This is a genomic window from Streptomyces rugosispiralis, from assembly GCF_024505145.1.
Lineage (GTDB): Bacteria > Actinomycetota > Actinomycetes > Streptomycetales > Streptomycetaceae > Streptomyces > Streptomyces rugosispiralis.
This window is the reverse complement of the sequence record NZ_JANIAA010000004.1, coordinates 460,029-482,724: the sequence shown is the minus strand read 5'-3', so window position 1 is coordinate 482,724 and position 22,696 is coordinate 460,029. Positions and strand designations below refer to the sequence as shown.

General features: G+C 71.8%; 12 protein-coding genes. 7 read left to right on the top strand and 5 right to left on the bottom strand.

Annotated elements, in window-relative coordinates:
• Together NP777_RS10640 and NP777_RS10635 are read right to left on the bottom strand one after the other, a co-directional pair.
• A partial coding sequence (locus NP777_RS10640) for a type I polyketide synthase (RefSeq protein WP_256649843.1) occupies window positions 1-1,976 on the bottom strand: 1,976 nt, incomplete at its 3' end.
• A gap of 41 nt (window positions 1,977-2,017) precedes the next feature.
• Window positions 2,018-9,397, bottom strand: a complete 7,380-nt coding sequence (locus tag NP777_RS10635) for a type I polyketide synthase (protein ID WP_256649842.1) — start codon at window positions 9,395-9,397, stop codon at window positions 2,018-2,020.
• Between the two features lie 244 nt (window positions 9,398-9,641).
• Here NP777_RS10635 and NP777_RS10630 point away from each other — a divergent pair, with 244 nt between their 5' ends.
• The 4 genes from NP777_RS10630 (at window position 9,642) to NP777_RS10615 (ending at window position 14,209) form a co-directional block, all read left to right on the top strand.
• Window positions 9,642-10,454 carry an SAM-dependent methyltransferase gene (locus NP777_RS10630; RefSeq protein WP_256649841.1) on the top strand — a complete coding sequence of 271 codons (813 nt, stop codon included), beginning with the start codon at window positions 9,642-9,644 and terminating at the stop codon, window positions 10,452-10,454.
• A 741-nt stretch (window positions 10,455-11,195) separates the two neighbouring features.
• Window positions 11,196-11,966 carry an AfsR/SARP family transcriptional regulator gene (locus tag NP777_RS10625; RefSeq protein WP_256649840.1) on the top strand — a complete coding sequence of 257 codons (771 nt, stop codon included), beginning with the start codon at window positions 11,196-11,198 and terminating at the stop codon, window positions 11,964-11,966.
• Window positions 11,967-11,993: 27 nt separating this feature from the next.
• Window positions 11,994-12,224, top strand: coding sequence for a DUF5988 family protein (locus NP777_RS10620; protein ID WP_256649839.1), 231 nt, complete (start codon window positions 11,994-11,996; stop codon window positions 12,222-12,224).
• Between the two features lie 86 nt (window positions 12,225-12,310).
• On the top strand, window positions 12,311-14,209 hold the full coding sequence (locus NP777_RS10615; RefSeq protein WP_256649838.1) for a Xaa-Pro dipeptidyl-peptidase: 1,899 nt from the start codon (window positions 12,311-12,313) through the stop codon (window positions 14,207-14,209).
• Between the two features lie 72 nt (window positions 14,210-14,281).
• Here the strand turns inward: NP777_RS10615 and NP777_RS10610 are convergent, their stop codons facing one another.
• A complete protein-coding gene (locus tag NP777_RS10610) occupies window positions 14,282-15,133 on the bottom strand; it encodes a class I SAM-dependent methyltransferase (protein WP_256649837.1) in 852 nt (283 codons plus the stop codon).
• Window positions 15,134-15,451: 318 nt separating this feature from the next.
• Here NP777_RS10610 and NP777_RS10605 point away from each other — a divergent pair, with 318 nt between their 5' ends.
• Entirely contained in the window at window positions 15,452-16,648 is a 1,197-nt protein-coding gene (locus NP777_RS10605; RefSeq protein ID WP_256649836.1) for a CapA family protein, read from the top strand.
• A gap of 21 nt (window positions 16,649-16,669) precedes the next feature.
• Here NP777_RS10605 and NP777_RS10600 read toward each other — a convergent pair whose 3' ends face one another.
• Window positions 16,670-19,291, bottom strand: a complete 2,622-nt coding sequence (locus tag NP777_RS10600) for an ATP-dependent Clp protease ATP-binding subunit (protein ID WP_256649835.1) — start codon at window positions 19,289-19,291, stop codon at window positions 16,670-16,672.
• Window positions 19,292-19,400: 109 nt separating this feature from the next.
• Entirely contained in the window at window positions 19,401-20,510 is a 1,110-nt protein-coding gene (locus NP777_RS10595) for a PP2C family protein-serine/threonine phosphatase (protein ID WP_256649834.1), read from the bottom strand.
• Window positions 20,511-20,650: 140 nt separating this feature from the next.
• Here NP777_RS10595 and sigJ point away from each other — a divergent pair, with 140 nt between their 5' ends.
• Both sigJ and NP777_RS10585 read left to right on the top strand, forming a co-directional pair.
• Window positions 20,651-21,523, top strand: coding sequence for an RNA polymerase sigma factor SigJ (gene sigJ, locus NP777_RS10590; protein ID WP_256649833.1), 873 nt, complete (start codon window positions 20,651-20,653; stop codon window positions 21,521-21,523).
• Window positions 21,524-21,597: 74 nt separating this feature from the next.
• Complete coding sequence (locus NP777_RS10585; protein ID WP_256649832.1) at window positions 21,598-22,680, top strand: NAD(P)/FAD-dependent oxidoreductase; 1,083 nt, start codon at window positions 21,598-21,600, stop codon at window positions 22,678-22,680.
• Window positions 22,681-22,696 lie beyond the last annotated feature (16 nt).

Genomic DNA, 22,696 nt, shown 5'->3' with positions numbered 1-22,696 from the left:
CCCTGGCTATGACCCACCACCGCCGCAGGACACACCCCAAACCCCGCCCACACCGCCGCCAACGACACCATCACCGCCCACAACACCGGCTGCACCACATCCACCCGCCCCAAATCCGCCCCACCCTCCACCCCACGCAACACATCCGACAGCGACCAATCCACATACGGCCCCAACGCCCGCTCACACTCCGCCACCCGCGCCGCAAACACCGCCGACACCTCCAGCAGCTCAGCGCCCATCCCCACCCACTGCGAACCCTGCCCCGGAAACACCAGCACCGGACCCACATCACCCGCCAACACCGCCGCACCCGACCGCACCACACCCGGATGCGACACACCCCCCGCCAACGCCTCCACACCCGCCAACAACCCACCCCGATCAGCACCCACCACCACCGCCCGATGCTCAAACACCGACCGCCCCGCAACCAACGACCACCCCACATCAACCAACGAAACCTCGGACACACCCCCCACCCACCCAGCCAACGCCGCGGCCTGCCCCCGCAACGCCTCCACACCCCGCCCCGACACCACCCACGGAACCATGCCCAAGTCCGAGGAGACCGGCTCGGTCGGCACATCCTCCTCAGAAGCCTGCTCCAGGATCAGATGGGCGTTCGTACCGGAGATGCCGAACGACGACACCGCCGCACGGCGGGGCCGCTCCAGGCGAGGCCACTCCACCGGCTCGTTCAACAGCCGCAGCCCGCTGCCCTCCCACTCCACATGCGGGGTGGGCTCGTCCAGATGCAGGTTCGCGGGCAGTCCGGGGTGCCGGAGCGCCATCACCATCTTGATCACGCCCGCCACACCGGCCGCCGCGTGCGTATGGCCGATGTTGGACTTCAGCGAGCCCAACAGCAGTGGCCGGTCGGCGGGGCGGTTCTGGCCGTACGTGGCGATCAGGGCCTCGGCCTCGATCGGGTCGCCCAGTTTGGTGCCGGTGCCGTGTGCCTCGAGGGCGTCCACATCGCCCGGCCCCAGCTGGGCGTTGGCCAGCGCCTGGCCGATGACGCGTTCCTGGGCCACATCGTTGGGCGCGGTGAGGCCGTTGCTTGCGCCGTCCTGGTTGATGGCAGAGCCCCGGATCACCGCCAGCACCCGATGGCCGTTGCGCCGGGCCTCCGACAGCCGCTCGAGCACCACCAGCCCGACGCCCTCGGAGAAGCCGGTGCCGTCCGCGTCGGCGGCGAAGGACTTGCACCGGCCGTCCGGCGCCAGTGCGCGCTGCCGGGAGAACTCGGTGAACATGATGGGCGTGGCGAGCGAGGTGACACCACCCGCCAGAGCCAGGGTGCACTCCCCCTGCCGCAGCGCCTGCACCGCCAGATGCATGGCCACCAGCGAGGCCGAGCATGCGGTGTCCACCGTCACCGCCGGCCCCTCCAGGCCGAAGGTGTAGGCCACCCGGCCCGAGATCACACTGGTGAGTCCGCCCGTGGTGGCGTAGCCCTCGAATCCCTCGGGGATGCGCGGGGCGCGGGACAGATAGTCCTGGCTGGACACACCGGCGTAGACACCGGTCCGGCTCCCCTTCAGCGACACCGGATCGATACCTGCACGTTCCAAGGACTCCCAGGCCATCTCCAGCACCAGCCGCTGCTGCGGGTCCATGGCGAGCGCTTCCCTGGGGCTGATGCCGAAGAACGCCGCGTCGAAGCGGTCCGCCTCGACGAAACCGCCCTGGCGGACACAGCTGGTGCCGTAGTGCTCCGGGTCGGGGTGGTAGAGGTTCTCCAGGTCCCAGCCACGGTCCGTCGGGAAGTCCCCGATCGCGTCGACGCCCGAGACGAGCAGTTCCCACAGCTCCTCCGGGGAGGTGACCCCGCCGGGAAAGCGACAGGCCATGCCGACCACGGCCACCGGCTCGTGGCTGCGCTCCTCCACCTCGCGCAGCCGCAGACGCGTATCGTGCAGATCGGCGGAAACACGCTTGAGGTACTCGACCAGCTTCTCTTCGTTCGCCATGAGGGTCACCCGGCCTTCAGCGATCGTCGCGCCCGGCACATTCAGGACACACCAAGCTCGTTGTCAATAAACTCAAGGACCTGATCCGCGGAGGCGGACTCCAGCCTCTGGGCCGCGCTCATTTCATCCGTCGGCTGCCGTGGCAAGTGCGTGCTCGGAGGGACGATCGCGGTCGGGGCGGCCTCGGCGTCATCGGAGGTCAGCCGCCGCACAAGGTGATGGGCGATGCCTTCCGGGGTCGGATATCTGAAGATCAGGGCCGCGGGCAGCCGCAGGCCCGTGGCGGCGGCGAGGCGATCGCGCAGTTCGACGGCGGTCAGGGACTCGAAGCCCAGCTCCTTGAAGCCGGCCTCGGCGTGCACCGCCTCGGCATCGGTGTGCCCCAGCACGGTGGCGGCGTGGTCGCGCACCAGGCCGAGGAGTGTCCGGTACCGCTCCACGGCCGACAGCCTCGCCAGCCGGGCGGCCCAGTCGACGGACGACCCTCCGGCGGCAGCGGCGGCGCGCCGCCGTACGCTTCCACCACCGGCACTCTCAGTGGCCACTCGGCCGGTGTTCGGGGAGCGCAGCCGATCGGCGTCGGCGAGGCGCAGCACCAGCGCGTCGATCGTCAGCACCGGGGCGCCCACGGCATCCGCGACGACGACTCGCAGTTCACGCTCGCCGTCGGCCTCGGCGGTCCGCGGACGTGGCGTGAGTCGGACGCGTACGGCGGTGGCCTCGGCCGCCCACAGGGACACACCGCCGATGGTGAACGGCAGCCACATCCGGCCCTTGTCCTCCTCCTGGGCCCGGTCCGCCCCGTCCATCAGCAGCGTCGGATGCAGCACCGCGTCCAGCAGGGCGGGGTGGATACCGAAGCCACCGGGCTCTCCCGCGGCCTCGGGCAGCTCCACATCGGCCAGCAGGTCCGCGCCGTCCCGCCACACCGCGCGCAGCCCCTGGAACGCGGCGCCATAGGCGTATCCGGATGCGGCGATCCGTTCGTAGAGCCCATCGGTGTCCACCGGCCGCGCTCCGGGCGGTGGCCAGGTCCCGGGCAACTCCCCCGACCGGCTCTCCGGTACGGCGGGGCCGAGGGTGCCCACGGCATGGCACATCCAGTCGGTGTCGCCTCCCGCACGCAGGCCGTCGTCGGGGAGGGAGTAGATCGCGATGTCGCGGCGCCCGTCGTCGGCGGACGGGCCCACCACCACCTGCACACACCGGCCGCCGGTCGCGGGCATCACCAGCGGCAGCCGCAGCGCGAGCTCCTCCACCACACCGCAGCCGGCCTCGTCGGCCGCCCGCAGCGCCCACTCCACCAGCGCGGCTCCCGGCACCAGGGCCACGCCCGCCACCACATGGTCGGCGAGCCAGCCGTGCGTCTGCGGGGAGACACGTCCGGTCAGCACATGGCCACTGCCGTCGGCGAGCCGCACCGCGGCACCCAGCAGCGGATGGTCCGCGGCGACCAGGCCGAGGGCGCCGGGATCCCCGCCGGGCCCGCCGGGAGCATCCAGCCAGTAGCGCCGACGCTGGAAGGCGTACGTGGGCAGATCGACCGTACGGGGCGTGGGGGCGGCGGGGAAGGCGGCCGACCAGTCCACCTGGGCCCCGGCGATGAACGCCTGCGCGACCGACTTCGTCAGCCGGCCCAGGTCCCCGTGATCCCGTCGCAGGGTGGGCACCGCGGCGGCGCCGATCCCGGCGTGCTCGAAGCTCTCCCGCATCGCCATGGTGAGAACGGGGTGGGTGCTGGCCTCGATGAACACCTGATGCCCGGCCGTCAGCAACGCCTCGACGGCGTCGGCGAACCGCACCCGCTCCCGCAGATTCCGCACCCAATAGCCCGTGTCCAGGACGGAGGCGTCGGCCCGGCCACCGGTCACGGTGGAGTAGAACACCACCCCGGAGGATCCGGGCGTCCCGACCGGCTCGACTCCCCTGAGCAGCATCGTGAGTTCGTCGGCCAGCTCATCGACCTGGGGGCTGTGCGAGGCGTAGTCCACCTCGACCATCCGCGCCCGCTCCCCCGCGTCCTGACACGCGGCCACCACAGTGGCCACCTGCTCCGGCGGCCCGGAGACGACGGTGGACTCGGGTCCGTTCACCACCGCCACCACGACCGCCGCGGCCCGGTCGCCGAGCCCGGTCAGCAACTCCTCGGCCCGCTCATGGCCCAGCGCCAGCGAGGCCATGGCCCCGCCCCCGGCGAGGCGCCGCAGGGCCCGGCTGCGCAGCGCCACGACCTTCGCGCCGTCCTCCAGGGACAGCGCTCCCGCCACCACGGCCGCCGCGATCTCGCCCTGGCTGTGGCCCACCACGGCGGCGGGGCGCACACCGTACTCGGCCCATACGGCGGCCAGGGACACCATCGCGGCCCAGAGCACCGGCTGCACCACGTCCACCCGGCTCAGCTCGGCGGCGCCTTCGGCTCCCCGCAGGACATCCGTGAGCGACCAGTCGACGTGCGGCGCGAGCGCTCGTTCGCACTCGGCCACCCGGGCGGCGAACACCGGTGAGGCGTCCAGCAGTCCGGCGCCCATCCCGGCCCACTGCGAGCCCTGCCCGGGGAACACCAGCACCGGGCCCGCGTCAGTGGCCGCACCGGAGCGGGTGACACCCGGGCCCACCACGCCCGGATGGGTCTCGTCGGCCGCCAACGCCGCGACGGCGGCGGTGAGTTCGTCGCGGTCCGCGCCGACCACGACGGCGCGGTGGTCGAACACCGTGCGGGTGGTGATCAGTGACCAGGCCACGTCCCGGGGCGACGGTGTGTCATCGGCGTCCGTATGGGCCGCCAGCTCCCGGGCCTGTCCTCGGAGGGCTTCGGCGCCGCGGGCGGAGAGCACCCAGGGCACCGGCCGGTCGTCCTCGTCCGGGCGCGGGCCGCTGGGGGCGGGTTCCGGACCGGGGGCCTGCTCCACGATCAGATGCGCGTTGGTTCCGCTGATGCCGAAGGAGGACACGCCCGCGCGGCGGGGGTGCCCGTCGCGCGGCCACTCCACCGGCTCGGTCAGCAGCCGCACCGCGCCGCTGTCCCAGTTGACGTGGGGGCTGGGCGCGTCGATGTGCAAGGTGGCGGGCAGCAGTCCGTGCCGCATGGCCAGCACCATCTTGATGACGCCCGCCACGCCGGCCGCGGCCTGGGTGTGACCGATGTTGGACTTCAGCGAGCCCAGCCACAGGGGCCGCTCTTCCGGCCGCTGCTGCCCGTACGTGGCCAGCAGTGCCTGCGCCTCGATCGGGTCGCCGAGAGTGGTCCCGGTGCCGTGCGCCTCGACGGCGTCCACCTCGGACGGGGCCAGCCGGGCGTCGGCGAGGGCCTGGCGGATCACTCGCTGCTGGGAGGGGCCGTTGGGCGCGGTCAGGCCGTTGGACGCGCCGTCCTGGTTGACGGCCGAGCCCCGGATCACCGCCAGCACCCGGTGGCCGTTCCGCCGGGCGTCGGACAGCCGCTCCAGGAGCAGCAGGCCGACCCCCTCGCCCCATCCGGTGCCGTCGGCGGCGGCCGCGAACGGCTTGCACCGCCCGTCGGGGGACAGGCCCCGCTGGCGCGAGAAGCCGGTGAACATGCCGGGGGCGGCCATCACCGTCACCCCTCCGGCCAGGGCCAGCGCGCACTCGCCCTGCCGCAGTGCCCGCACCGCGAGATGGATGGCCACGAGCGACGACGAACACGCCGTGTCCACCGACACCGCGGGCCCTTCCAGGCCGAAGGTGAACGCCACCCGGCCGGACACCACGCTCGGGGTGCCGCCGGTCAGCAGATGGCCGTCGAGCCCCTTGGGCGCCTCGTGCAGCCGGGGGCCGTAGTCCTGGGGCATCACTCCGATGAACACCCCGGTGGGGCTGGACCGGAGGGCGGTGGAGCGGATGCCCGCCCGTTCGAAGGTCTGCCACGCGGTTTCCAGCAGCAGCCGCTGCTGCGGGTCGGTGGCGAGCGCCTCCCGGGGGCTGATCCCGAAGAACTCCGCGTCGAATTCCGGTGCGTCGTAGAGGAAGCCGCCCTCGTGGGCGTAGCTGGTGCCGGGGCGGTCCTGGTCGGGGTCGAAGAGTCCGGCCAGGTCCCAGCCGCGGTCCCGGGGGAACTCACCGATCGCGTCGACGCCCTCGGCCACCAGCCGCCACAGCGCCTCGGGCGAGTCGACGCCGCCGGGGAAGCGGCAGCCCATGGCCACCACCGCGATCGGCTCGTCGGCGTCGCGCGGTGCCGGGGCCGTTGGCGCGGGCGGGGTGGCGGCGGGGACGGTGTGGGCCCGCAGGTGGTCGGCGACGGCCAGGGGTGTGGGGTGGTCGAAGGTGAGCGTGGCGGTCAGGGGCAGCCCGGTGGCGGCGCCGAGTCGCTCGCTCAGTTCGGTCGCCGCGAGCGAGTCGAAGCCCAGCTCCTTGAAGGTGAGGCCGGGGTCGATGGCGTCCGGCTCCGAGTGTCCGAGAACGAGGGCCACTTGGGTCCGCACGACCTCCAGCGGATCCCGGTCCGGTCCCGTGTCGGCGGGCTCGGCTGACTCTCCTACGGGCGGCGCCGGGTCCGAGACGCCGTTCGTCCCGTTGGCGCGCGTGGTCCGCGCGGTGGATTCCGGTGTGGTGCCGGGCCAGTAGCGGTCGCGCTGGAAGGCGTACGTCGGCAGGGGGACCCGCTGCCGGGGGTGCCCACCGCAGGCCCGGTCCCAGGCCACCTCGGCGCCGCGGACATACGCCTGGGCCATGGCGGCGGCGAAGGTGCGCGCCTCGGGACGGTCTCGGCGCAGTGCCGCCACCGCGGCCGGGCGTGGCCGCCCGGGAGCCGGTCCCGGCTGTGCGGTGAGGCATTCGCGGGTCATGGCGGTGAGCGGGGCGTCAGGCCCGAGTTCGAGGAAGGTGGTGACACCGGCGTCCAGGAGGGTGTGCACACCGTCCATGAAGCGCACCGCGTGGCGGGCGTGCCGGGCCCAGTAGTCCGGTGCGGCGAGCTCAGCGGCGGTGGCGAGCCGTCCCGTCACATTGGAGACGAGGGGGATGGCCGGCGCGGAGAAGGTCAGCCCGGCGGCCACGGCCCGCAGTTCGTCGAGGATGGTGTCCATGTGCGGCGAGTGGAAGGCGTGGCTGACCTTCAGCAGCCGGGCCTTGCGGCCGCGCTCGCGCCACGCGGCGGCAGTCGCGTGGACCGCGTCGTGGTCGCCCGAAATCACCACGGAGGACGGGCCGTTGACGGCGGCGAGGTCCAGCCGGTCCTCCCACCCCGCGAGCAGTCCGGCGGCCTCGTCCGCGTCGGCCTGCAGCGCGGCCATGGCACCCTTCGCCGTGATGGCCTGCATCAACCGACCGCGCGCGGCCACCAGGGTGCAGGCGTCGGGCAGGGTGAGCACACCGGCCACATGAGCCGCCGCGATCTCGCCGACCGAGTGGCCCATCAGATGGCCGGGGGTGAGCCCCCAGGACTCGGCCAGCCGGTAGAGGGCGACCTCGATGGCGAACAGCGCGGGCTGGGTGTACGAGGTGCGGTCGAGCAACGCGGCTCGCGGGGACGGGCTTGGGGCGGACATCACCTCGTGCAGCGGCTCGGCCAACTGCCCGTCCAGACAGTCGCACACCGCGTCCAGCGCCGCGGCGAAGACCGGATGGGCGGCGTACAGCTCACGGCCCATGGCCGCTCGCTGGCTGCCCTGGCCGCTGAAGAGGACGGCGAGCCCGCCGTCGGTGGTGCTGCCCCGCACCACTCCGGCGCTCTCCGCGCCGTCGGCCAGCGCGTCCAGCCCGCTCAGCAGCTCGTCGGTGCCCTCGCCGAGGACCACGGCGCGGTGCCCGAAGGCGGTCCGGGTGGTGGCCAGGGAGTGTCCGATGTCGGCCGGGGAGCGGCCGTCGTGGTCCGCCAGATGGTCCCGTAGCCGCCCGGCCTGGGCGCTCAGGGCCGCGGGGGTCTTCGCGGAGATCGGCCAGGCCAGGACCGGGGGCGGGGGCGGGGGCGGGGGCGTAGGAGTGTCGGCGGTTACGGACGTGGATACGGGCGCGGGCGCTTCGCCGACGACGAGATGGCAGTTGGTGCCGCCCATGCCGAAGGAGCTGACCCCGGCGAGCAGCGGCCGATCCGGGCGGGGCCACTCGCCGAGCCGGTCCTGGACCCGCAGTCCGAGCCCGGCCAGCGGGATCCGCGGGTTCGGGGTGGCGAAGTGGAGGCTGGCCGGCAGCAGGCGGTGGGTGATGCCGAGGGCGGTCTTGAGCAGTCCGACGATGCCCGCGGCGCCCTCGAGGTGGCCCACGTTGGTCTTGGCGGAGCCGACGAGCAGCGGTGTGCCGTCCGTCCGTACGGTGCCGAGCGCGGCACCGAGGGCCGCCGCCTCGACGGGGTCGCCGACGGGGGTTCCGGTGCCGTGCAGCTCGACGTACTGGACCTGGTCGGGTGAGACTCCGGCCCGCCGGTGGGCGGTGCGCACCACATCCTCCTGGGCCGCCGGGCTGGGGGAGGTCAGCCCGTCGGTGGCGCCGTCGTTGTTGATGGCGCTCGCGTGGATGACGCAGTACACCGGGTCGCCGTCGCGTACGGCCGCGGCGAGTGGCTTGAGGAGGACCGCCGCGCCGCCCTCGCCACGCACGAAGCCGTTGGCGCGGGCGTCGAAGGTGTGGCAGCGCCCGTTCGGGGAGAGCCCGCCGAACTGGGCGGCGGCGGCCGCCATGCTGTCCTCGGTGAGGATGAGGTTGACGCCTCCGGCCAGGGCCAGGGCGCATTCCTGGCGGCGCAGGCTCTCGCAGGCGGTGTGGACGGCCACCAGCGAGGAGGACTGTGCGGTGTCGACGGTGAGGCTGGGGCCGCGCAGACCGTAGCCGTAGGAGACCCGGTTGGCGATGATGCTGCGGTGGACACCGGTCATGGCGTGCCGGGTGGCCGCGGTGGTGTCCCGGCGCAGGAGGGCGGCGTACTCGTCCCAGATGGCGCCGACGAACACACCGGTCGCGCTGTCCTTCAGCGTTCCGGGGCGGATTCCCGCGTCCTCGAACGCCTCCCAGGCGAGTTCGAGCATCAGCCGCTGCTGCGGGTCCATGGCCGTGGCCTCGCGGGGCGAGATGCCGAAGAAGGAGGCGTCGAAGGTGTCGACGCGGTCCAGGAAGCCGCCGTACCAGGTCGGCGCCGACCGGTCGGAGCCGTCGCCGGCGGAGCCACCGGCGGCACGGCCATCGGTGGCGGGGCCATCGGCGGCACGGCCATCGGTGGCGGGGCCATCGGTGGCGGGGCCATCGGCGGCGAGGCCCTCCGTAGCGGGGCCATCGGCGGCGGGGCCATCGGCTGCGGCGGGGCGCACCCGGCGGCGGTCGTCCGGCATGGTGGTGACGGCGTCCCCGCCCTCCCGCAGCAGCCGCCAGAAGGCCGACGGACTGGGTGCGTGTGGCAGGCGGCAGGCCATTCCCACCACGGCGATGGGTTCCGCGTGTTGCGGTGTGCGAGTGGGCGCGGCGCTATCCATCGCACCCCATACGGCGCTCGGAGAACGGCTGCGTGTTCGTGGTCATGGGCGGCACTCCCGCTCCGTATTGATGATCGGTGCGAGCACGTGGCCCATCGTGGGGCGCGGTTCTAAAGCAAGACCAAATAGGCCACGGCCGGTGACTTTAGAGACGCGTTACCGGAACCCCGGACGATCGCTTGAGCAGGTGAGCCTTGATGTGCCCTGGGCCGCCCCGATCTTTCGAGCACACAGGAGGAGTGCCATGACCTCTCCCTCGGCCGTACCGCCAGGCGGCACGGTGTCGGACTACTACAGCTCGCTGGGCCCGCTTCTGCAGATGGCGTGGGACGACAACTTCCACTTCGGCTACTGGGACGGCCCGTCCGATACCCGTTCGGTCCAGGAGGCCACCGATCGCTTCACGGATCTGCTGATCGAACGGCTGCGGGTGGGGCCGGGAGACCGGGTGCTGGATGTCGGCTGTGGTATCGGGAAACCGGCGATGCGGCTGGCGTCCGCCACCGGCGCCGCTGTCCTGGGCGTCACGATCAGCGAACTCCAGGTCAAACAGGCTACCGAATCCGCCCGGCTGGCCGAGGTGTCCGACCGGGTGGCATTCCAATACGCCGACGCCATGGCGATGCCTTTCGACGACGCGGCTTTCGACGCCGTACTCGCATTCGAATCGATCAATCACATGGACCGTCCGACGGCGCTGCGGGAGATGGCCCGGGTGCTGCGGCCGGGCGGCCGGGTGGTGCTCACGGATGTGACCCCGCCGAGCGACGGCAGTTATCAGCCGGACGACGATCCCGCCGTGGTCACCTCGTTGACCCGGCTGGAGGACTGGCCCGGTCTGGTCGGTGACGCCGGGCTGGTGCTCGATGAGCTGACCGATGTCACCGAGAACACCAAGGACACCGCCAACCGCATGATCGACGGCATCCTGCGCTGTCGCCGGGAGTTCGAGGCGCGGCACGGGGTCAGCGTGCAAGAGGTGCTGGACGCCGCCAAGTCGGCGCTGCCCACCGTGCCCAGCGCCGGCTGCGCCATCGTGGTGGCCCACAAGCCCTGAATCGGCGGACGGCGCCGGGCGGCAAACCTGACGATTATTCGAGAATCCTTCATGGGTTCCGCGCAGACGGAATTTTCCGCTCCTCATCAAAGCGGCGCCAAGGGGCCCATGATCTCGCAAGATGCGCTTGTCCCGGCGGATGTGATCCGCGTATTCTCATTCGCGGACTGCAACACCTCAAGTGCGGGATATCCGGACTCCGATCTTCCGGACCGTATTGCGAATACCCGCTCCGCACCGTCGAGGACGCCGCCTCGAGGGCGCGTATATCCGGATTCTAGGTGAGGTGGGTAGTCATAGGACTCGCTTACGATGTGGAGCACCTGCCGAAGGCGTCGATCTCGTCCATCCTCTGATTCCTCGGCAGGCCCGCGATAAAAGAGGGGTGAGTAATGGCAGTCGCGAACGGCGTGCGTCAGTGGATCCGGCGGCACCGCCCGTACCCGTCCAGTGCGACGCGGTCGGACCACTTTCCACACGCAAGCGGCTCGGCACGTGCCCACTTCCCATCCCCTTCGGGGTCGCCGGACTCCGGGGACGCGACAATTCCAGCGCGCCACCCGGACGGCAAGGGTCGACGATCCGCAAGGACCGGCAGAGCCCGACCCGCACATGCGTTCGCTTCCGGAAGCAGACCGCCCTCGAAATCGAGAGAACAGACAGACCACCCCGCGGGCAATTCCGGCAAAGGCGCCGACTGTCCCATGACCGCACTCGTCGGCGACTCGGATGGGGCACATCGTGCAATATGAGATCATGGGACCTCTCCGCGTAGTGGAAGAGGAGAAGAAATTAACTATCAGGGCGCGGAAGATCGAGGTCCTGTTGACCGTCCTCCTCGTCCGCGCCGATCAAGTGGTCCCGATCGACCAGCTCATCACGGAGATCTGGGGAGAGGACCCGCCGCGCCGGGCGATCGCCGGGCTCCATGTGTATGTCTCCCAGATCCGTAAGTTCCTGCGCCGGCCCGGCCAGAACGAAAGCCCCGTTATCACCCGCCCGCCGGGATATGTCCTGCGGCTGGGCCACGACCGCCTCGACTTCCACTGCTTCGAACGGCTGGTGTGCGAGGGCCGGGACCATCTGCGGGAGCGGCGTTACCAGCAGGCCACGGCGACTTTCGAAAGCGCACTCGACCTCTGGCGCGATCCATTGCTGGACGACGTATGCCATGGGCCGATCCTCGAAGGCTTTCAGACCTGGCTGAAGGAGGCCCGGCTGGAATGCATCGAGATGCTGACGGATTCCCGGCTCATGCTCGGCCGCCATCGCGAGCTGGTGAGCGATCTGTATCAGCTGACCACCGAGCATCCCTTGCGGGAGGCACTGCACCGTCAGTTGATGCTGGCGCTCTACCGCTGTGGCCGCCGGGCGGACGCCTTGCATGTGTATCAAGCGGCACGCAAGACGCTCAATGAGGAACTCGGGCTCGAGCCGTGCCGGGCCCTTCAGGACATGCAGCAGGCCATCCTCACCTCGGATGACCGACTGGAACTGCATGTTCCGGCTTGACGAGGACCGCGTAAGGAGGTGGAGATATTGAGCGAACACATCAGTTATCTGTCCGGGGGCAGTCCGATCGAGGTCGTTCTCGAAGGCGGACCGGCCGATCTGCCCCGGGCATTCCGGACCGGGCAGTCGACGCTCACCAGCAAGAAGCTCAAAATCCAGCACCGCAATGGATACGAGCATTTCGAACTCGTCAACGATTCCGCTGACATCACCACAGCGATCTTCCGCTGGACCATGCGTACGAAAATCGCCGAGTAGCCTCCATGGCTCCGGAACCCCGGGATCGCCGTCCGGCCACCGCCGGCCGGTGGTCCCGGGGCGGGGGCCGTGGCCAGGAGGTCCGTATGCGTACTTCACGATGGCGCGGGACCATGATCGCCGCGGTCACGGTGTCGACAGCCTTTGCCGCACTGCCCGCCGGACCCGCGTCGGCCCGGACATCCGCCGGACCCGCCACCAAGGTGGTGGACGGCCGCACCCAGCCGGTGTTCTCGTACGCGGATGCCGTGCGTGAGCACTTGATGGTCCAAACGCCCGTCGACAGTGACGGCGATGGCCACAAGGACCGGGTCGCGGTGGACATCATCCGGCCCAGGGAGACCCAGCAGGGTCTCAAGGTGCCGGTCATCATGTCGTCCAGCCCCTACAACGACACCGTGGGCCGTGGCTTCGAGTCGGAGCGGAAGAGCTACGACGCCCAGGGCAACCCGGCCAAGTTCCCTCTCTTCTACGACAATTACTTCGTGCCGCGCGGCTACGCCGTGGTCGATGTCGATGTGACCGGCACCGGCAGATCCGATGGCTGTCTGACGGTCGGTGGCGCCGCCGATGTGGCGGCCGCCAAGGCCACGATCGACTGGCTGGGCGGCCGCGCCACGGCGTACGCGGCCGACGGCAGCGAGGTGCGGGGCGCCTGGTCCACCGGGAAGGTCGGCATGATCGGCCACTCGTACGAGGGCATGCTGGCCAACGCCGTGGCGGGCACCGGGGTGGAGGGGCTGGAGACCATCGTCCCGATCTCCGGAGTCAGCTCCTGGTACGAGTTCGCCCGCACCAACGGCGCCAAGCACTGGAACGGCTTCGCCTCGTATCTGACGACCGCGCTGGACACCGACCCGCCCCAGAAGTGCCAGGCGGTGCGCGAGCGGCTGCAGGCCGGTGAGGACGACGCCACCGGCAACTACAACGCCCACTGGGATGAGCGCAATTACATCGCGCGGCCCGCGCCCGAGGCGGACAAGGTGCGCGCGAGCGTCCTCGCGGCACACGACATCACCGACTACAACATCCGGATCGACCAGCTCGCGAACTGGTGGAGCGCGCTGGCCGAGCGCGGGGTGCCACGCAAGCTGTGGCTGGGCCGCTACGGCCACACCGATCCGTTCGACTGGCCCGGTCGGCGCACGCGGTGGGTCGACACCGTGCACCGGTGGTTCGACCACTGGCTGTACGGCGTCCAGAACGGAATCATGGACGAGCCCCGCGTCGATCTGCAGACCGGCCCCGACACCTGGACGACCCGGGCCGACTGGCCCGCGGGCACCGCCTCGGTCCCCCTGCGTCCCGGACCCGACGGCTCGCTGGCGCTGAGCCCCGCGAGCGGCACCGGGACCTTCACCGACACCAAGGTGAGCGAGGCGGATCTCACCGCCGACCCGTCGGCGAACCGTCCGGGCCGGCTGGCGTTCGTCACCCCGCCGCTGCGCACCGGGGTGCGGCTCTCCGGCACACCCACCGCCGATCTGCGGGTCACGCTCGACAAGCCGACATCGAACCTCACCGCGCTGCTCGTGGACTACGGCGAGGACGAACGGATCGACTGGAACCGCAACGAACCCCAGAACCGGATCCACGACGGTCTGCGGGGGCTGGACGCGGAGTCCTGCCACGGGGAGAGCACCGCCCAGGACGACGCCTGCTACCAGCGGACGGCCAATGTGACGGCGCGCAAATCCTCCGAGGTGATCGCCCGGGGCTGGATGGACGCCCAGAACCGCCACTCGCTCACCACCCCCGAGCCACTCACCCCCGGCCGTTCCTACCGGATCACCTGGAAGACCCTGCCGGGCGACTACGAGATCAAGCCGGGCCATCGGCTGGGGCTCGTCCTCGGCGGCACCGACGCCGACTTCCTCTACTTCGAGGACCCGACCGGGGCGAAGGTGACGGTGGACCTGGGTGGCAGCGCGGTCACCGTACCGGTGACGGCCGCCAATGGTCTCCGCGACTCCCTTCGCCGATAGGCGCGTCGACGAGGTCCGGGCCTCCGTTCACCGGCGGCTCGGGCTCAGTCCCGTACCACCAGGTCCGCGCGCTCAGCCCCGCGTCCAGGCGTGGATCACATGGGCGCCGAGGTCCGCGTTCCCGTCGGCCATGCGGTGGCCGCTCTCGTACCGGGCCGTGAGGTCGCGGTAGCGGACGTCCTCCCTCGCGGAGAAGCCCAGCCGGCGCAGTTCGTCCGCGAGCTCGTCCGGGGTGAAGAAGCTGAGGAAGGGCTCGCCGGCCTCGGCGGCCCACGCCGCACGCGCCTCGTGCACGGCACGTTGCTCCGGTGGCAGCGCGTCCGGCGGTTCACCGTAGTCGAGGACCACGCCCGAGCCGTCCGGCAGGGCCGCGATGAAGCCGAGCGTGTCCAGCACGGCGGTGTGCGTCAGATACGGCACCACCCCGAGCCAGCAGAAGAACGCCGGGCGGGCCGGGCCGAAGCCCGCCGCCGTCAGCCCGTCGGCCAGGCTCTGCCGCTCGAAGTCCACCGGCGCGAAGGTCAGTGACGGAGGTACGGGGATCTCCGCGGCGGCCAACCGGTCGCGCTTCCACTCCTGGGTGGCCGGATGGTCCACCTCGAACACCCGCAGCCCCTCCGCCTCGTACGGATTGCGGCAGCCGAAGGTGTCCAGCCCCGCCCCGAGCGCCACCACCTGCCGTACCCCGCGTGCCACGGCGGCCGCGACGGCGTCCTCGGCGAACCGCGCACGGGCGGCCACGGACAGCCGCACATCCCCGCGCCCGGGGTGGAAGGCCGCCTCGAGGACGGGGTCGTCCGCGTCGGCGGCGAGGATACGGAGCGCCAGCGGGTCGTAAAACACCCGGCCGCCCTCCAGCTCCTGGTGGGCCGCGCGGAACGCGGCCGCGCCGCGGGCGGTGATGCTGGGCCGGCCGATCTGCATGGAACGTCCTCCCCCGAGGTCCCACCGCGGATGCCGCGAGCGACACCCTCATGGTGTCAGCTCCGCACCTCTCGCGTACGGCTAAGGCCCTTGTTGACACGGGAGTTACGCGATGAGCGGCCACCCGGGGAACGTCCCGGCGGCGGCGCCGCGCGGTGGGCGCGCATTGTCCCATCGATGGACTCCGGACCGGCGTTGACCGGGCCCATCGGGTGCAACACGTCGGCCGAACCGGTGAAGCTCCCCACCACTCCGCAAGCCCCTCTGATGTCGTGCAATAAATATGACAATCCGACAATCAGAACAAAAGGGTCCGATATGGCCAGGACCAGTGCGGAGTACACCGTGTCCCATCACCCACGCCATCGGACGGCGCTTCTCGCCGTCGCCCTGCTCGGCGCCGCCACCGCGTGCAGCAGCGGGACACCGGCCACTCCGAAGGCCGAGGAGAACCCCTCGAAGACCTCGGCGGCGGCCAGAAGCGGGTCCATGAAGAAGTTCACCCTCGTGGCCACCGGAGATCTGCTGGTGCACGCCTCGGTCATCCGGCAGGCCAAGGCGGACTCGGGCGGCGAGAGCTATGACTTCCGGCGCATGATCCGGGCGGCCGCGCCCCTCGTCGCCCAGGCCGATCTGGCCATCTGCCATATGGAGACCGTCTACGGGGCCGCCCACGGGCCGTTCACCGGCTATCCGACCTTCAAAACGCCTCCACAGCTCGCCTCGGCCGTGAAGGACATCGGCTACGACTCCTGCTCCACCGCCTCCAACCACACCCTCGACGCCGGCCCGGAGGGAGTGGTCCGCACCCTCGACGCCATGGACAAGGCCGGGCTCAAGCACGCCGGATCGGCCCGTTCCGCGGCGGAGAGCGTCCGTCCCACGATCCTGGAGGCGGGCGGCGCCAAGGTGGCCCATCTCGCCTACGCCTACGGCACCAACGGCATCCCGGTCCCCAAGGGCAAACCGTGGCTGGTCAACCTCATCAATCCGGCACGGATCGTCAAGGACGCGCGGGCCGCGCGGCGCGCCGGGGCCGATGTGGTCGTCGTCAGCGTGCACTGGGGCACCGAGTGGCAGCAGGCGCCGGACAAGCTCCAGCTCTCGCTGGCCAAGAAGCTCACCGCCGCCAAGGACGGCGGCCGCCGCGACATCGACCTGATCATCGGCACCCATGCCCATATCCCCCAGGCGTACGAGAAGGTCAACGGGACCTGGGTGGTCTACGGCATGGGCGACCAGATCGCGGGGGTCATGCCCGACAAGCGCGGCCAGATGGGCTCGGCGGCGCGCTTCACCTTCACCCCGCCCACGGCCGCGGGCCGGTCGTGGCAGGTGAAGAAGGCGGAGTACATCCCGCACGCCGTGGACAACGACCCGATCGCCCTGGTGAACCTTCCCCGGGCCCTGGAGAAGAGCCCCGGCAACCCGGGTTACACCAGCGCCCTGAGCACCATCCAGGAGGCGGTGCTCAGCCGGGGCGGCAAGAAGGACGGCCTTTCGATGGGGCGTTGACCCGGCTCGCTCCGGGTGGCGTTACCCCTCCGGTTGCTCCGTCCCGCCCAGCGGCTCCGGATGGCCCGGCAGGCCGGGCCGGCCCGTCCCGTCGGCGGCGTCCTGTGTGTGGAAGGCCAGCCGGTCGTCGTGCACATCGACCCGGACCCGGCTGTGCGCGGGCAGCTCGCCGCCGAGCAGCATCCGGGAGAGCGGATTGTCCACCTCGCGCTGGATGGTGCGGCGCAGCGGCCGGGCGCCGTACTCGGGCTGGTGTCCATGGGTGGCCAGCCAGTCGACGGCGGCCAGGGTGAACTCCACCGCGACGTCCTGGGCGTGCAGCCGGCGCCGGGTCTCCTCCAGCAGCACATCGGCGATCTGCCGCAGCTGGTCGTCGGCGAGCCTGCGGAAGATGATGATCTCGTCGATGCGGTTGAGGAACTCCGGCCGGAAGTGCTCCCGCAGCGGCCGCAGCACCCGCTCCCGGCGCGCCGCGTCGTCGGCCTCCTCGCCACCGCCGCCGAAGCCCAGGGGGCCACCGCGTCCGGTGATGGCCTCCGAGCCGAGGTTGCTGGTCATCACGATGACGGTGTTCTTGAAGTCGATGGTGCGGCCCTGGGCGTCCGTCAGCCTGCCGTCGTCGAGCACCTGGAGCAGGATGTTGAAGACGTCGGGGTGGGCCTTCTCCACCTCGTCCATGAGTATCAGCGAGTAGGGCTGGCGGCGCACCGCCTCGGTGAGTTGTCCGGCCTCCTCGTGGCCGACGTATCCGGGTGGGGCGCCGACCAGCCGGCTGACGGTGTGCTTCTCCTGGTACTCGCTCATGTCGAGGCGGACCATGCGGTCCTCGCTGCCGAAGAGCGCCTCGGCCAGCGCGCGGGCGAGTTCGGTCTTGCCGACGCCGGTGGGGCCGAGGAAGAGGAAGCTGCCGCTGGGGCGGTTGGGGTCGGCGAGTCCGGCGCGGGCGCGCAGGACCGCGTCGGCCACGGCGGTTACGGCCTCCTCCTGCCCGACGACCCGACGGTGGAGGTGCTCCTCCAGGCTCAGCAGCCGTTCGCGCTCCTCCTGGGTGAGGCTGGAGACGGGGATCCCGGTCTGCCGGGAGACGATCTCGGCGATGTCCTCGACGGCGACCTCGGCGACCCGCCCGCCGTGGTACTGCGTTTCGGATGCCTGGGCGATCCGGTTGTTCAGCTCGGCGATCCGGTCCCGCAAGGAGGTGGCGCGTTCATAGCTCTCGGACGCCACTGCCTGGTCCTTGTCCCGGGTGAGCTGTTCGACCTCCCGTTCCAGGGCGCGCAGATCGGTGCCGCGGGCGCTGGAGCGCAGCCGTACCCGGGCGCCCGCCTGGTCCATGAGGTCGATGGCCTTGTCGGGCAGGAACCGGTCGGTCAGATAGCGGTCGGACAGCTCGACGGCGGCGAGCAGCGCCTCGTCGGCGTAGCGGACCTGGTGATGGGCCTCGTAGCGGTCGCGGAGGCCGTGCAGGATGGCGACGGCGTCCGCGGAGGTCGGCTCGGGGACCATGATGGGCTGGAAGCGGCGGGCGAGCGCGGCGTCCTTCTCGATGTACTGGCGGTACTCCCGGAGCGTGGTCGCGCCCATCACATGCAGTTCGCCGCGGGCCAGCGCGGGCTTGAGGAGGTTGCTGGCGTCCATCTGCCCGCCCTCGGAGCCACCGCCCCCGGCGCCCACCACCGTGTGCAGCTCGTCGATGAAGATGATCAATTCGTCGGAGTTGGTGCGGATCTCGTCGACGATGCTGGTGACGCGCTGCTCGAAGTCGCCGCGGAAGCGGGTGCCGGCCACGACGCTCGCGATGTCGAGCTGGACGACCCGGCGGCCGAGCAGGATGTCCGGCACATCGGCGTCGGTGATCCGCTGGGCGAGCCCTTCGACGACGGCCGTCTTGCCGACTCCGGCCTCGCCGATGAGGACGGGGTTGTTCTTGCCGCGCCGGGCGAGCACCTCGATGCTCTGCTCGATCTCCTCGTCGCGGCCGATCACCGGATCGATCCGCCCCTCGCGGGCGAGGTCGGTCAGATCGCGGCCGAACCGGTCGAGGTTCGGGGTCTTCCGCTGGTCCATGACGGGCCTCTGGTCGGCCGTGGGGGCGCTCGGGGTGAGGCCGCCGGTCGGCGGACCGGGGGGCCGGGGTTCGAAGCGGGCGGCGTTGAGGATCTGCCCGGCGGTGGACTCGCGGTTGGCGGCGAGCGCGATCAGTACGTGTTCGGGGCCGATGTACGAGGAGCCGCGCGAGCGGGCTATCTCATGGGCGTCGAGCAACGCCCGTTTGACGGCCGGGGTGACGGCGACCGAGTTGCGCGGCGGTCCGCCCCCCGCCTCCCGGTCGATCTCCGCGGCGATCCGGTCGGGGTCGGCTCCGGCGCGCGAGACCATGGTCCGGGTGGGCTCCGCGGAGAGCGCCGCCCGCAGCAGGTGTTCGGTGTCCAGGTCGGTGCTGCCGTGTTCGGCGGCGTAGGACGCGGCGGCCGACACGAGATGGCGTGCGTTCTCGCTCATCAGCCGGCCGAAGTCGACATGGCGCGAATCGGGCCGCTGCCCGGCCGGCCCGGTCCCGAGGAAGCGTGCGAGGAAGTCGCCGAGTGGATCCGGCCCGAAGTCCTCGGGGCCCTGGTTCGGGCCCTCGTTCCCGCTGCCCATATGACCAGTTTACGAGCGATCGAGGCCGATGTCCGTTCCTGGGCGGTTCCATGAGCGGGCACCGCGCCCCGGCCGCGGCTGCCGGGCGGCGCCCGCGCCGCCGGGTGCGTCAGCGTTCCGCCCGGCGGCGTTCCAGGACGACCAGGGCGGCGTCGTCGCCCTGGTGACCGCCGGTGTGGCTGAGCAGATCGCGGTGCAGACGGTCGACGAGGTACTGGGGGCCGCCGCCGTCCGCTCCGGGGAGCCGCTCGGCGAGCGGGAAGAAGGTGCCCTCGCTGTTCCGCGCCTCGATGACCCCGTCGGTGTAGAGCAGCAACTGATCGCCCTCCTCGAACGGGAAGTCCTCGATGTGGTAGCGGCCGGCCGCCAGGTGGCCGAGGCCCAGCGGCAGCGCGGGCGCCTGGCCCTCCAGCGCCTTGACACCGGAGTCGCACAGCAGGAGCGGCGGCGGATGTCCGCAGTTGACGAGGCGGACCACCGGCCGGTCGTCGGGGATCTCCAGCACGGCTGCGGTGACGAACGACTCCCCCGCCCCGGGCGCCTTGTCGCGGGGTTCGGTCCGCTCCGCGGACAGCGCGGTGTCCAGATGGGACGCCAGATCGGTCAGCGGTACGGGCCAGTGGGCGATCGCGCGGAAGGCGCCGAGCACCAGGGAGGCGTCCGCGACGGCGGTCAGCCCGCTGCCCCGGACATCGCCGATGATCAGCCGGGTGGCGTTCGAGGTGCGCGCCGCCGCGTACAGATCGCCGCCGATCTCCGCCCCCGGTTCGGCCGCGAGGTAGACCGAGGCGATCACCAGCGGGCCGACCCTGACCGGGAGCGGGCGCAGCAGCACCCGCTGCGCCACGTCGGCCACCGCCCGCACCCGGTTCAGCTCGCGCATGTGCCGGTCGAGGACCGCGCGGAACAGCACGATCATCGCCGAGACCAGGGCGAGGGTGATCACCTCGGTCAGCCGGCCGGGACTGCCGAGGGCCCCCTCCGTGGCGTTCGCCGCGATCTGCGCGACGACGGCGAGGAGCCCGACGCACGCGGTGAGCACGGGACCGGCGAACGACGCGGTCATGGCGGGTGCGGCGATCAGCAGCGGGCTGAGCCGGACACTTGCCGGGGCCAGCACATCGCCGACCGTGATCAGCCCGATGACCAGCAGGGGGATCACGACCAAGACACGGGTCCGCCACCTTGGCCGGCGCGGATCCGGGGGACCTTGCCGCATGTGCACATCTACTGCTTACGCCTGCCGTGGCCCCCGCGCCAACCCACCGGCCCGGGACACGGCCGCGCCCCCGGGAGGCGGCTGTCACACTTCCGGCCGCTGTCTCGTCCTCCTTCTCAGGCCGAGGAGAGGATCGGGACATGGCAGAGCTGACCGCCTTCGAACAGCAGCGTGACCGGCTGTGGGCCGTCGCGTATCGCATCACCGGCTCGGTCGCCGACGCCGATGACGCGGTGCAGGAGACCTGGCTGCGCTGGCAGGCGCTGCCCGCGGACGAGGTCGCCGACCCCCGCGCGTATCTCACCACCGTCATCAGCCGTATCTGCTACGACCTGCTGGGTTCGGCGCGGGTGCGGCGCGAGCGCTACGTCGGCCCCTGGCTGCCCGAGCCGGTGGTGGCGGCCGGTGGTCCGGAGGACCGGGTGACGCTGGACGAGTCGGTGGGTCTCGCGCTGCTCACCGTGCTGGAGCGGCTGACTCCGGCGGAGCGGACCGCGTTCATCCTGCACGATGTCTTCTCGGTGCCGTTCCCCGAGATCGCCGAGGTGGTGGGCCGGAGCCCGGAGTCCGTACGGCAGCTGGCCTCCCGCGCCCGCAAGCGGGTCCGGGCGGAGGCGCCGCGGCGCTCGGTGGACCGCGGGGAGCACCGGCGGGCCGTGGACGCGTTCCTCCGGGCGGTCATGGGCGGCGACATGGACGGGCTGCTGGAGATCCTGGATCCGGAGGTCGTCTGGCGTTCGGACGGTGGCGGCAAGGTGGCGGCGGCCCGGCTCCCGGTGCTGGGGAACGAGAAGGTGGCCCGCTTCGCCCGGCGGCTGGCCCGGGGCTTCGACCCGGCCACGATGCTGGTGCACCACCGCGACGTCAACGGTGCCCCGGGCCTGGTCATGGTCGACAGCGCGGGCGGGCAGGCGGTGGTCTTCGCGTTCTCGGTGCACCAGGGCCGGATCACCGAGATCGACGCGATCGTCAACCCCGACAAGCTCCGCCACCTCGACCTGCCGAACCTGTGACCGGCATCACCGTCACATCTGGGCCCGCCGTGTCGTCCTCCTCGTGAACACCGACCGGCAAGGAGGCCGCCCACATGGAGAAGCAGCAGGTCCTGGTACTCGGCGCGGGCTATGCGGGGCTGATGGCCGCCCTGCGGCTGGCCCCGCACACCCGCGTCACCCTGGTCGATCCGAGTCCCGCCTTCACCGAGCGGGTGCGGCTGCACGAGCGGGCCGTCGGACGGCCCGACATCACCCATCCGCTCGAGGCCCTGACCCGGCGGGCCGGGATCGTCCACGTGGCCGCCCGCGCCACCGGGATCGATCCGGCCGCCCGCCGGATCACCACCGACGACGGCCGTGAGCTTCCGTACGACCGGCTGGTGTACGCGCTCGGCAGCCGCACCGCGGACCCCGGTGAGCGCGCCTACACCCCGGAGACGGCGGCCGAATTGCACAAGCGGCTGCTGGACGGCCCGGGTGAGCTGACGGTGGTCGGCGGGGGACTCACCGGCATCGAGCTCGCGGCCGAGATCGCCGAGTCCCACGACGCCTGGAAGGTCCGGCTGATCACGGGCGAGGAGGTCGGCGCGGGGCTGTCGGCGAAGGGCCGCGCCCATGTCCGTACGACGCTCAGCGGGCTCGGTGTCCGGCTCGAGGAGGGCCGCCGGGTGGCGCGCCCGGAGGACATCGACGCCGACGCGGTGGTCTGGGCCACCGCGATGACCGCGAACACGGCCCTGGCCGGGGCCGCCGGGATCACCCTCGACCCGGGTGGCCGCGTCCGCGTCGACGCCACCCTGCGCTCGGTGTCCCATCCGGAGGTCTACGCGGTGGGCGACGCGGCGGCCATGGCCACCCCGGCCGCCGGTGCCCTGCGCATGGCCTGCGCCACCGCGCTCCCGTCCGGTTCGCACGCCGCCTCCTCGATCATCGCCGAGACGCGGGGGCGGGAGCCGAAGCCGTTGCGCTTCCGCTTCGTGGCCCAGTGCGTGAGCCTGGGCCGCCGGGACGGGCTGATCCAGTTGGTGCGGGCGGACGACTCGCCGCGTGAGACGGTGCTGCGCGGTGGCACGGCCGCGCGCACCAAGGAGCAGGTGGTGCGCTCCACGGTCCGGGCGCTGCGGCTGGCGGCGCGCCGTCCCGGGGCCGTGCCCCTCATTCCCGGGATCGGCTGAGGCCCCCGGCGCTTCG

What these genes read in the sequence shown, in the direction of transcription:
- NP777_RS10635 (WP_256649842.1), bottom strand. Translation starts at nt 9,397, where the DNA reads ATGGATAGCGCCGCGCCCACTCGCACACCGCAACACGCGGAACCCATC.
- NP777_RS10630 (WP_256649841.1), top strand. Translation starts at nt 9,642, where the DNA reads ATGACCTCTCCCTCGGCCGTACCGCCAGGCGGCACGGTGTCGGACTAC.
- NP777_RS10615 (WP_256649838.1), top strand. Translation starts at nt 12,311, where the DNA reads ATGCGTACTTCACGATGGCGCGGGACCATGATCGCCGCGGTCACGGTG.
- NP777_RS10610 (WP_256649837.1), bottom strand. Translation starts at nt 15,133, where the DNA reads ATGCAGATCGGCCGGCCCAGCATCACCGCCCGCGGCGCGGCCGCGTTC.
- NP777_RS10605 (WP_256649836.1), top strand. Translation starts at nt 15,452, where the DNA reads ATGGCCAGGACCAGTGCGGAGTACACCGTGTCCCATCACCCACGCCAT.
- NP777_RS10600 (WP_256649835.1), bottom strand. Translation starts at nt 19,291, where the DNA reads ATGGGCAGCGGGAACGAGGGCCCGAACCAGGGCCCCGAGGACTTCGGG.
- NP777_RS10595 (WP_256649834.1), bottom strand. Translation starts at nt 20,510, where the DNA reads ATGCGGCAAGGTCCCCCGGATCCGCGCCGGCCAAGGTGGCGGACCCGT.
- sigJ (WP_256649833.1), top strand. Translation starts at nt 20,651, where the DNA reads ATGGCAGAGCTGACCGCCTTCGAACAGCAGCGTGACCGGCTGTGGGCC.
- NP777_RS10585 (WP_256649832.1), top strand. Translation starts at nt 21,598, where the DNA reads ATGGAGAAGCAGCAGGTCCTGGTACTCGGCGCGGGCTATGCGGGGCTG.